This is a genomic window from Paraburkholderia sp. SIMBA_030 (assembly GCF_046535245.1).
Classification (GTDB): Bacteria; Pseudomonadota; Gammaproteobacteria; order Burkholderiales; family Burkholderiaceae; genus Paraburkholderia.
Genome location: NZ_JAWRXB010001857.1, coordinates 1 through 228 on the forward strand (window position 1 = coordinate 1; position 228 = coordinate 228).

The 228-nt window shown below is 65.8% G+C and carries 1 protein-coding gene; it reads right to left on the reverse strand.

Going from position 1 to position 228, the window contains the following annotated elements:
* Positions 1 to 228, reverse strand: a 228-nt coding sequence (locus tag SB772_RS46420; RefSeq protein WP_410839322.1) for a hypothetical protein, incomplete at both ends; no start/stop codon positions are given.

Below are 228 nucleotides of genomic sequence, written 5' to 3' on the forward strand. Positions count from 1 at the left end.
TGCGTGGCCGGCATTTCGACATCACCGCGCAGGTTCAGTGCAATGAGAATCTGGAACAGCACGCCGTCACGGCGACGGAGCAAAGACGCGTTGCTCGGCTGAACCGATGAACCGCGCACCACCGTGCAACGCGCAAGCGAAGCACGGGGTGCGCGGCCACATTCCAGCGTCAGGACGACACCAGCGGCACCGTGACCGACGTGCCTGCCGGATCGAGCGCGAGACCCG